The 10,390-nt window shown below is 73.4% G+C and carries 10 protein-coding genes; 5 read left to right on the top strand and 5 right to left on the bottom strand.

Annotated features, from left to right (window positions below; translation table 11 throughout):
- Positions 1-1,521, top strand: a 1,521-nt coding sequence (locus M4J07_RS43780) for a helicase HerA-like domain-containing protein (RefSeq protein WP_255982146.1), incomplete at its 5' end; no start/stop codon positions are given.
- Between the two features lie 55 nt (positions 1,522-1,576).
- Here M4J07_RS43780 and M4J07_RS43785 read toward each other — a convergent pair.
- The 3 genes from M4J07_RS43785 to M4J07_RS43795 all read right to left on the bottom strand — a co-directional run bounded on the left by M4J07_RS43785 (position 1,577) and on the right by M4J07_RS43795 (position 2,781).
- Positions 1,577-1,717, bottom strand: a complete 141-nt coding sequence (locus tag M4J07_RS43785; RefSeq protein WP_255982148.1) for a hypothetical protein — start codon at positions 1,715-1,717, stop codon at positions 1,577-1,579.
- A gap of 55 nt (positions 1,718-1,772) precedes the next feature.
- Entirely contained in the window at positions 1,773-2,105 is a 333-nt protein-coding gene (locus M4J07_RS43790) for a hypothetical protein (RefSeq protein WP_255982150.1), read from the bottom strand.
- A gap of 76 nt (positions 2,106-2,181) precedes the next feature.
- Entirely contained in the window at positions 2,182-2,781 is a 600-nt protein-coding gene (locus M4J07_RS43795; protein ID WP_255982165.1) for an HhH-GPD-type base excision DNA repair protein, read from the bottom strand.
- Positions 2,782-2,885: 104 nt separating this feature from the next.
- Between M4J07_RS43795 and M4J07_RS43800 the strand changes: the two genes are divergently transcribed.
- Positions 2,886-5,540, top strand: coding sequence for a GNAT family N-acetyltransferase (locus M4J07_RS43800; protein ID WP_255982152.1), 2,655 nt, complete (start codon positions 2,886-2,888; stop codon positions 5,538-5,540).
- 24 nt (positions 5,541-5,564) lie between these two features.
- Here M4J07_RS43800 and M4J07_RS43805 read toward each other — a convergent pair whose 3' ends face one another.
- The gene (locus M4J07_RS43805; protein WP_255982154.1) at positions 5,565-6,326 is read right to left on the bottom strand and encodes a sulfite exporter TauE/SafE family protein; all 762 of its coding nucleotides are present in this window, start codon (positions 6,324-6,326) and stop codon (positions 5,565-5,567) included.
- Positions 6,327-6,491: 165 nt separating this feature from the next.
- Here M4J07_RS43805 and M4J07_RS43810 point away from each other — a divergent pair, with 165 nt between their 5' ends.
- Genes M4J07_RS43810 through M4J07_RS43820 form a run of 3 tightly spaced genes read left to right on the top strand, consistent with a single transcriptional unit; the run spans position 6,492 to position 9,723 of the window.
- Positions 6,492-7,409, top strand: coding sequence for a LysR family transcriptional regulator (locus tag M4J07_RS43810; RefSeq protein ID WP_255982160.1), 918 nt, complete (start codon positions 6,492-6,494; stop codon positions 7,407-7,409).
- Between the two features lie 42 nt (positions 7,410-7,451).
- A complete protein-coding gene (locus M4J07_RS43815) occupies positions 7,452-7,778 on the top strand; it encodes a cupin (RefSeq protein WP_255982161.1) in 327 nt (108 codons plus the stop codon).
- Between the two features lie 49 nt (positions 7,779-7,827).
- Positions 7,828-9,723, top strand: coding sequence for a propionyl-CoA synthetase (locus M4J07_RS43820; protein WP_255982162.1), 1,896 nt, complete (start codon positions 7,828-7,830; stop codon positions 9,721-9,723).
- On the opposite strand, the gene M4J07_RS43825 is transcribed toward M4J07_RS43820, so the two are convergent.
- Positions 9,706-10,390 (bottom strand): sensor domain-containing protein (locus M4J07_RS43825; protein ID WP_255982163.1); only part of this gene is annotated, 685 nt, incomplete at its 5' end. The genes M4J07_RS43820 and M4J07_RS43825 overlap by 18 nt on opposite strands.

The following is a 10,390-nucleotide window of genomic DNA, read 5'->3' on the forward strand; positions in this document are numbered from 1 at the left end:
TCCGGCTACGCGTTCACCGGACCGGCCCTCGACCTCGGTGCCCTGATGTGGGACGGCGCGTGCCACACCGACGCCCAGATCCGCATCCCGCTGCCGATGCTGAACCGGCACGGCCTCGTCGCCGGCGCCACCGGCACGGGCAAGACCAAGACCCTCCAGCTCATCGCCGAACAGCTGGCCGCGCAGGGCGTGCCCGTCTTCCTCGCCGACATCAAGGGCGACGTGTCCGGGATCTCCGCGCCGGGCGAGGACAACGACAAGGTGCGCGAGCGGGCCGGGCAGGTGGGCCAGGAGTGGGCGGCGACCGGGTTCCCGTGCGAGTTCTACGCGCTGGGCGGCATCGGCGCGGGCATCCCGCTGCGGGCGACCATCACGAGTTTCGGCCCGGTCCTGCTGTCCAAGGTGCTCCAGCTCAACCAGACCCAGGAGCAGTCGCTCGGCCTGATCTTCCACTACGCGGACCAGAAGGGCCTGGAGCTCGTCGACCTGAAGGACCTGAGGGCCGTCGTCACCTTCCTCACGTCCGACGAGGGCAAGCCCGAGCTCAAGGAGATCGGCGGCCTGTCGACCGTCACCGCCGGGGTGATCCTGCGCGCCCTGACCGCCTTCGAGGCGCAGGGCATGGGCGACTTCTTCGGGGAGCCGGAGTTCGACACGAGCGAACTGCTGCGGACGGCTCCGGACGGGCGGGGGCTGGTCTCCGTACTGGAGCTGCCAGCGGTCCAGGACAAGCCGCAGCTGTTCTCGACGTTCCTGATGTGGCTGCTCGCGGACCTGTTCCAGGGGCTGCCCGAGGTCGGGGACGTGGAGAAGCCGAAGCTCGTCTTCTTCTTCGACGAGGCGCACCTGCTCTTCAACGGGGCGTCGAAGGCGTTCCTCGAAGCGATCACGCAGACCGTGCGGCTGATCCGGTCCAAGGGCGTCGGCATCTTCTTCGTTACCCAGACCCCGAAGGACGTGCCCGCCGACGTCCTCGCGCAGCTCGGCAACCGTGTGCAGCACGCGCTCAGGGCGTTCACGCCCGACGACCAGAAGGCGCTGAAGGCGACCGTGAAGACGTTCCCCAACTCGGGGTACGACCTCGAAGAGGTGCTCACCTCGCTCGGCACCGGCGAGGCCGTGATCACCGTGCTGAGCGAGAAGGGCGCGCCGACCCCGGTCGCGGCCACCCGGCTGCGGGCGCCGCAGTCGCTGATGGGGCCGGTGGAGGCGGGCGCGCTCGACGCGGCGGTGAAGGGGTCGCTGCTGTACTCCCGGTACGCCGACGCCGTGGACCGCGAGTCGGCGTTCGAGAAGCTGACCGCACAGGAGGCGGAGACCGCGGCGCGCAGGCAGGCCGAGGCGGCGGCGGTCGCCGCCGAGAAGGAGGCGAAGGCCGCCGCGCGGGGGCGTCCCGCGCAGGACGCGTCCGTGGTGGACCAGGTCGTGGGGAGCGGGATCTTCAAGTCGCTGGCGCGGTCCGTGGGGACGCAGCTCGGGCGGGAGATCTCCCGGTCGATCTTCGGCACGCGCAGGCGCTGAGCGCGCCCTCAAAGAAGGTGGTCCGCCGGCCCTCGGGGCCGGCGGACCACCTTTCTCATCGGGCGTCCTTCTCCTGTCCTGACGGCGCGGGCCGCTCCTGCGCGGACCTGGCGGTCTGCGGCTTCTCTACGCGGGCCTCACGGGTCGCCTCCGCGCGCAGCAGAGCGCGCAGGAGGGCGTACGGGTCCTTGGGCATGGGTGGTCGTCCTTCCGACGTCGTGCGGGGTTTGCTGACGGGGCCGGAGGCCGTATCAGCAGCGCAGGACGACGGTGCGCAGGGCGCGGTGGGACGGGCTTGCGGGATGTTCGGGGCTGGTCCTGGCCCAGGGCGCGAACGGTGGGCGCGGCTGCCGGGGCGGGGCCGTGGGGAGGCGGACCGGGTGGCCGGTCGGGAGGCGGAGGGCGTTCTCGGCGGTGTCCTGGTGGAGCTCGCCCGGTTCGCAGGACGACGCGGCGGCCGGGGGCGCCGCCTCGGCCGCCGGCGCGGCCAGCGGGGTGACCAGCAGGGCGACCGCGAGGAGCAGCGCACGCGCCCAGGCCCGGGCGCGGCGGCCCGGGGCGGCGGTGGACGTGGCGGCGCTCATGCCCCGACTTGTCCCCGGACACGCCCGTGACGCGATCTCCGCGCCGCCAGAACCGCCCTCTTGGGCTACGGATGCGTCACTGTGCTGACGCGGCGGCCTTCGCGGCCTTCGCCGCCGCCTTCATCTCCTGTTTGTGCGCGCGCACCTTCGCCAGGGACTCGGGCCCGGTGATGTCGGCGACCGAGCGGAACGCCTTCGCCTCGCCGTACGCGCCCGCCGCCGCGCGCCAGCCCGTGGGCCGGACGCCGAGCTGCTTGCCGAGCAGGGCGAGGAAGATCTGGGCCTTCTGCTTGCCGAAGCCGGGCAGCTCGTTCAGCCGGGTCAGGAGTTCCTTGCCGGTGGCGGCGTCCGACCAGACGGCGGCGGCGTCGCCGTCGTAGTGCTCGACGAGGTAGGCGCACAGCTGCTGGATGCGCTGGGCCATGGAACCGGGGTAGCGGTGCACGGCCGGCTTCGTGGAGAGCAGCGCGGCGAAGGCCTCGGGGTCGTACGCGGCGATCTCGTGGGCGTCCAGGTCGTCGGCGCCCAGCCGGACGGCGATGGTGTGCGGGCCCGCGAACGCCCACTCCATGGGCACCTGCTGGTCGAGCAGCATCCCCACGAGCGCGGCGAGCGGACTGCGGCCGAGCAGTTCGTCCGCGGCGGGTTCCTGGGCGAGGTGGAGGGTGGCGTCCATGTGGCTACGGCTCATACGTCGATGATCGCGCCACTGCCCGCCGAGTGCTACGCGGCTTAGGTTAGGCTCGCCTAAGAATTTCGTGGATGTGGAGTGGGGGACGTGTGAACCTCGGTGACGCGGAGGGCTTTGAGCTCTTCCGGGACGAGTGGGGCGTCCCGCATCTGCGGGCGGGCGACGCGTCCGCGCTCGCGTACGCGCAGGGCCGGGTCACCGCCCTCGACCGGGCCTGGCAGATCGAGGTCGAGCGGCACCGGATGCTCGGCTCGTCCGCCGCGCTGCTGGGGGCGGAGTCGCTCGGCTGGGACCGGTTCGCGCGGCAGGCGCGGCTCGCCGACACCGCCCGGCGCTGCTACGAGGCGCTGGACGCGCCGACCCGGGCGTGGGTGGGTGCCTACGTCGACGGGGTCAACGACGGCCTCGGACAACCGGGCGGGCGGGCGCCGGAGTTCGCGCGCGCCGGTGCCGCGCCCGGCCGCTGGGAGCCGTGGACGCCGCTCGGCGTCTGGCTGTCCACGCACGTGCTGTTCGCCGGGTTCCCCGGGAAGCTGTGGCGCGACGAGGTCGTGCGGCGGCTCGGCGCGGACGCCGTGGAACTGTTCGCCACCGACGGTCCCGGCACGTCCGGCAGCAACGGGTGGCTGGTGGCCGGGGAGGACCGCACGCTGATCGCCGGGGACCCGCACCGGTTCATCGAGGATCCCGGGGTCTACCAGCAGATCCGGCTCGCCTGCCCGGAGTTCGACGTCGTGGGGCTCGCCGTCCCGGGCGTTCCCGGCATCGGGCACTTCGGTCACACCGGCGGGGTCGCCTGGGCCATCACCAACGCCATGGCCGACTACCAGGACCTGTACCGGGAGCGGCTGCGGCGGACCGGCGAGGGCGGCGTCGAGGCGCTGGGACCCGACGGCTGGCGGCCCGCGCACGCCCACCTGGAGGACGGCGTCGAGGTCGTCGAGACCGAGCGCGGCGTCGTCGTCATCGGCGGCCCCGACGACGGCGAGGGGATCAGCCTGCGCCAGCCCGCCCGCGTCTATGCCGACCTCGGCTTCGCCGCGCTGCCCGACCTGCTGCGCGCCCGCACCGTCGCCGACGTCGACCGGGCCTTCGACCGGTGGGCCGAACCCGTCAACGTGGTGCTCGCCGCCGACACCGAGGGCGGACTGCTGCACCGGGTCGCGGGCACCGTCCCCGTGCGCGACCCGGAGAACATGCTGCGCGTCGTGCCCGCGTGGGAGGAGCGGTATGCCTGGCGCGGCCGGTACGCGCCGATGCCGCGCGCCGGCATCGGCGCCGACGGCGTGGCCGTGATGGCGAACGAGCGCTCCCTCGCCGCGCCGCTCGGCATCGAGTTCGCGCCGCCGCACCGCGCCCGGCGCATCGCCGCACTGCTCGCCGGACAGGTGGCGTGGGACGCCGACGGCATGGCCGCCGTCCACACCGACACCGAACTCGCTTCCGCCGAACCCCTGTTGAAGCTGGTCGAGGCACTCGACGGCCTCGACGGCGATGCCGCCCGGCTGCGCGCGTCCCTGCTGAACTGGGACCGCCGGATGGCCGCGGGCAGCGTGCGCGCCGCCGCGTACGCGCGGGTGCGGTCCGGTGTCGTCCGCCGGCTCGCCGCCCACCCGCACTTCGCGCCGCTGACCGGTCTGATGCCCGCGTACCCGGAGGTCTTCCGGCCGTGGCTGGCGCTCGTGCCGCGCGTCGCGTTCGGCCTGGAGAACCTCCTGGCGACCGGCCGGCTCCCGTACGAGGAGCGGCTCGCGGCCGTCCGCGCGGCCCTCCTGGAGGTGGCGGCGGAGGCGGCCGGTGCCACCTGGGGCGAGCTGCACCGGCTCGCTCCCTGGCAGGCGCTCGCCGACCCCGGCGCCGAGTGGCCCGGCCTGGACGGCGACCACGACTGCGTGCTGTCCACGTCGAGCGTGCCCGGCGTCACCGACCTCAGCGCGCGCGGGCCCGCCGCCCGCTACGTGTGGGACCTCGCGCGGCGCGAGGACAGCCGCTGGATCGTGCCGTTCGGCGCGTCCGGAGTGCCCGGCACGCCGCACCACCGCGACCAGCTGCCGCTGTGGCTGCGCGGCGAACTCGCCCCCGTGACCACCGACTTCGACCGACTGACCAAGGAGAACCCGGTGCCCCGAACGACCGACGCCACCGACGTGACCGACGTGACCGACGCCGCCGCGGCGACCGTGTACGAGCAGTACGTCGAGGGGCTCGGCACCTTCCGCCTCGCGCCCGTCGACCCGGCCGGCGACGACATCGACGTGCTGCACGGGTGGGTGCGCGAGGAGCGGGCCACGTTCTGGGGCATGACGGGCATCGGCCGCGACGACGTGCGCGACATCTACGCGCACATGGCCGGGCTCGCCACCCACCACGCCTTCCTGGTCCGCCTCGACGGCACCCCGGTCGCCCTCTTCCAGACGTACGAGCCGGAGGCCGACCGGGTCAGCGAGTGCTACGAGGTGCGCGACGGTGACGTCGGCGTGCACCTGCTGGTCGCGCCCGCCGGTGGTGCGGGGGCCGTGCGCGGGTTCACCGGCGCGCTGGTGGGCGTGCTGACCTCGTACGCGCTCGACGGGCTCGGCCGGAAGCGGATCGTCGCCGAGCCGGACGCGCGCAACGAGAAGGCGATCGCGCTCTTCTCCCGCGTGGGGTTCGAGCTGGCCGGGGAGATCGTGCTGCCCGAGGTGAAGCTGCCGGAGGTGCACCTCGTCGAGAAGCGCGCCCAACTCGCCTTCTACACGCGGTAGTCGCGGCCAGTCACGAGCGGGCGGTCACGAGCGGGCGATGAGGAGCGCCGACGCGGTGACGCCGACGGTCACGATGACGCCGCGCATCGCGTTCGGCGGCAGCTTCCGGCCCAGCCGGGCGCCGATCAGACCGCCCGCCGTGGAGCCCGCCGCGATCAGCGCGGCCACCGCCCAGTCGACGTCGGCGACCGCGATGAAGAGGACCGCGGCGACGCCGTTGACCAGCGACGCGAGGACGTTCTTCGCGGCGTTCAGCCGCTGCAGGTCGTCCCGGAGCACGGCCCCGAACATGCCCATCAGGAGCACGCCCTGGGCCGCCCCGAAGTAGCCGCCGTAGACGCCGGTGCCGAGGACGCCGAGCCACATCGGGACGCCGCCGTCGGTGCGCGAGCCGGAGTTCGGCCGGTTCTTCATCCACCGGTTCAGCCGGGGCTGGAGCAGCACGAGCACACAGGCCGTGAGGATCAGCACGGGCACGATGGCGCGGAATGCGGCGTCCGGCAGGTTCAGCAGCAGCAGCGCGCCCGCCAGACCGCCGATCAGCGAGGCGGCGCCGAACCGTATCAACCGCCTTCGCTGGCCGCGCAGTTCGCGCCGGTAGCCGTACGCGGCGCTGAGCACGCCCGGCACCAGTCCGATGTTGTTGGAGACGTTCGCGAGGACCGGGGGGTACCCGAAGGCCAGCAGCGTCGGGAACGTGATCAGGGTGCCGGACCCGACCACCGCGTTCATCCCGCCCGCGGCGACTCCGGCGGCACCGATCGCCACTGCCTCGACTGCGTCCACGGGTCGCCGCTCCTCCTTGGTCAACGGGTCGGCACCCGCCGGGAGTTCGCGACCTCCGTGGCGGGTTGCCGCCCTGGGCCGTCCCGTGCACGATCGTCCGCCGCGCAGGTACCCAAGTCAATCCGAGGGTTTCCTTGCACGAACCCAAGCCCTACCTTGGGTGACGTGACCCTCGACGACCTCCGCGTCTTCGTCGCCGTCTGCCGCGCGGGCAGCCTCAGCGCCGTCGCACGCGATCTGTCCTGCACGCAGTCCGCGGTGAGTCAGCACGTCAAGCGGCTGGAGAAGGAGACCGGCATCGGCCTGCTCGAACGGCACGCGCGCGGCGTCGTGCCCACCCCCGCGGGCCGCATCCTGCGCGCCGCGGCGGCCGACGGCCTCGGCGCCATCGACCACGCGCTGCGCCGCCTCGACGACCTGGCGCGCGGCGAGAGCGGCTCGGTGCGGGTGACGACCGGCGCCACCTCGGTCCGCCACTTCATGGCGGAGGCGATCGTCGAGTTCCGCCGTACGCATCCTCAGGTCAGCCTGGAGTTCCAGACGGTCAGTTCCAGCCGCAGCTGCTTCGAGGCGCTCGCCGCGCACGACCTGGACCTGGCGTGGATCACGATGGGCACCCCCGCGCGCGGCATCGAACTGCACCCCGTGGTCGAACTCCCCTGGGTCCTCGCGGTCCGCGAGAACGACGCCCTGGCCGCCAGGACCCGGGTCGAACCGGACGACCTGCGCGCCTCGGCCCAGCTCATCCTCCCGCCCGAACACTCCACGTCCCGCGGCCACCTCGACGACCGCTTCGCCGAACTGGGCATCGCCTCGGGCACCGCGTCCGGCACCGGCATCGCCGACTGGGACACCGCGGTGCACCTGGCCGAACTGGGCCTCGGTCACGCCGTCGTCCCCGACCTGCCTGGCCTGCGCGGCCCGGGCCACCCCGGCCTGACCCTCGTCCCCGTCCCCTGCCTGCCGCCCCTCCAGGTCGGCTGGGCGGTCCGCCGCTGGTCCGCGCTGACCCCGCTGGCCAGGGCCTTCGCCGACACGGTGGGCCGCACCTGCCCGGTCGGCGCGGCTGGCCCGATCGGCTGACACGACGTCGCGCCCACCGCCCGGCCGCGCGACCCTGGCTCCATGACCACCACGCACACCCTCACGTCCCTCGCCGACGACCACCTCGCGATCGCCCGCGAGTCCGCCCACGGCCGCAGCGCGGAACTGATCGTCCACGAGGACCAGCTCCGCCAGAGCGTCATCGCCCTGACCGCGGGCCGCTCCCTGGAGGAACACAACGCCCCGCCGGCGGCCACCCTCCAGGTCCTCACCGGCCGCGTCCGCCTCACGGCGGTCTCCGGCGACATCACCCTCGGCCCCGGCCACCTCTGCCCGATCCCCCAGGAACGCCACGGTCTTGTGGCGCTGACGGATGCGGCGGTGCTGTTGACTGCGGTGACGGCCTGAGCTGATCGTGTTCCCGTCGCTTCGGGAACTGCGCAAAGGGGTACGGGCCATGCCGTCGTACGAGGAAGTCTTCCGCCGCAGCACCGAGGACCCCGAAGGGTTCTGGCTCGATGCCGCCCGGGGGATCGACTGGGACGTGGCGCCCACGCGGGCGCTGGACGCGGCGCGGGCGCCGTTCTACCGGTGGTTCCCGGACGGGGAGTTGAACGTCTGTCACAACGCGCTCGACCGGCACGTGGACGCGGGGCGCGGGGCGCAGGACGCGCTCGTGTACGACTCGCCGGTGACCGGGAGCCGGCGCACGTACAGCTATGCGGAGCTGCGGGACCGGGTCGCCGCGTTCGCCGGGGTGCTGGTGGGACTCGGGGTCGGGCGGGGGGACCGGGTCGTCGTGTATCTGCCGATGGTGCCGGAGGCCGTCGTCGCGATGCTGGCCTGTGCGCGGATCGGGGCGGTGCACTCCGTGGTGTTCGGCGGGTTCGCGGCGAACGAGCTGGCCGTGCGGATCGACGACGCCCGGCCGAAGGTCGTCGTGTCGGCGTCCTGCGGGATCGAGGGGAAGCGGGTCGTCCCCTACAAGCCCCTGCTGGACAGCGCCGTCGAGCTGGCCGAGCACCGGCCCGAGGCGTGCGTGGTGCTGCAACGACCCGAGTACGTGGCTGAGCTGGGTCCGCTGGACGTGGACTGGGAGGCCGCCGTGCGGGAGGCGGAGCCCGCCCCGTGCGTGTCCGTCGCCGCCACCGACCCGCTGTACATCCTCTACACGTCCGGAACCACCGGGAAGCCCAAGGGAGTTGTCCGTGACTGCGGCGGGTACGCGGTCGCGCTGCGCTGGTCGATGGAGGCCGTGTACGACGTCGGGCCCGGCGAGGTGATGTTCACCGCCTCCGACGTGGGGTGGGTCGTCGGGCACTCGTACATCGTGTACGCGCCGCTGCTGGCCGGAGCGACGACCGTGCTCTACGAGGGCAAGCCCGTGGGGACGCCCGACGCGGGGCAGTTCTGGCGGGTGGCGCAGGAGTACGGGGTGAAGACGCTGTTCACCGCCCCGACCGCGTTCCGCGCCATCAAGAAGGTCGACCCGGAGGGGGAGTTGGCGCGGCAGTACGACCTCGGCGCGCTCACGTACCTGTTCCTCGCCGGGGAGCGGCTCGACCCGGAGACCTACCACTGGGCGAGCGAACTGCTCGGCATCCCGGTCGTCGACCACTGGTGGCAGACCGAGACCGGGTGGCCGATCGTCGCCAACCCGATGGGCATCGAGGCCGCGCCGGTGAAGGCGGGATCGCCCACGTGGCCGCTGCCCGGGTGGGACGTGCGGGTGCTCGACCCGGCCGGGAAGCCGGTCGCGGCGGGGGAGGACGGCGCGATCGTCGTGAAGCTGCCGATGCCGCCGGGCGCGCTGCCCACGCTGTGGAACGACGACGAGCGGTTCGTGGCCTCGTACCTGTCCGCGTACGACGGGTTCTATCTCACCGGCGACGGCGGGCACGTCGACGAGGACGGCTACGTGTTCGTGATGGGCCGGACCGACGACGTGATCAACGTGGCCGGGCACCGCCTGTCGACCGGCGGCATGGAGGAGGTTCTCGCCGCCCACCCGGACGTCGCCGAGTGCGCCGTCATCGGGGTCGCCGACTCGCTGAAGGGGCAGGTGCCGCGCGGCTTCGTGGTGCTGAAGGCGGGCGTCGCCTCCGATCCCTCGGTCGTCGAGGCCGAGCTCGTGCAGCTCGTACGGGACCGGATCGGGGCCGTCGCGTCCCTGAAGGACGTCGCGGTGGTCGCCGCCCTGCCCAAGACGCGGTCGGGGAAGATCCTGCGGCGGACCATGCGCGGCATCGCCGACGGCCTCGACGAACCGGTGCCGTCGACCGTCGACGATGCGACGGTGCTCGATGCGCTGCGGCCGGTGCTCACGCGGCGGCCGTCAGCGGGAGAGAAGTGAGCGGATCGCGGCGCGGTCGACGTTCGTCAGGCCGCGCACCAGTTGCGGCGTGAGGAAGACGAGGACGAAGCCGATCGCGGAGACCGCGGCGATCTGGGCGGGCGACTCGATGTAGTACGCGTGGTGCACGCCGGCGTCGGTCGTGAAGTCATAGAGGCGGTAGCCGGGCCAGTCCAGGTAGCGGTGGAAGACCCAGGAGTACGTGGGGAACAGCGCCACGGCCCAGCCGGTGGCCAGGAACGTCACGGACAGCGTGAACGACAGCACGCGCCACGGGAACATCACCGTGTGGAAGAGCAGGGCCTTCCAGCCGGCGGCGTCCGTGAGCCGGCCGCGCAGCCCCTCACCGGGGGCGTCGGGCGCCGGCACGTCCAGGCCGAGGAGGCTGCGGGCCCGCCCGCGCTCCGCCCTGCCCAGGGCCCGCGCGCCGGTCAGCGCGGCCACCAGGACCGGCAGCCCGAGCCAGACGACGAGCGTGCCGACGCCCAGGGCGAACATCGTCACGGAGAAGGCGAACCCGGCGACCGCCACGGGCAACGAGGTCAGCGTGTGCCCGACCTCCCGGTACGTCGTGGCGCTGAAGGGGGCCCGCCAGAAGGAGGGACGGCGGGTCGTGTCGTGGCCGGCGTAGGCGCTGGGGGCGGTGTGCCCGCTGCGGTAAGGAAGC

Source organism: Streptomyces longispororuber (genome assembly GCF_024448165.1).
In the GTDB taxonomy this organism is placed as follows: Bacteria; Actinomycetota; Actinomycetes; order Streptomycetales; family Streptomycetaceae; genus Streptomyces; species Streptomyces longispororuber_A.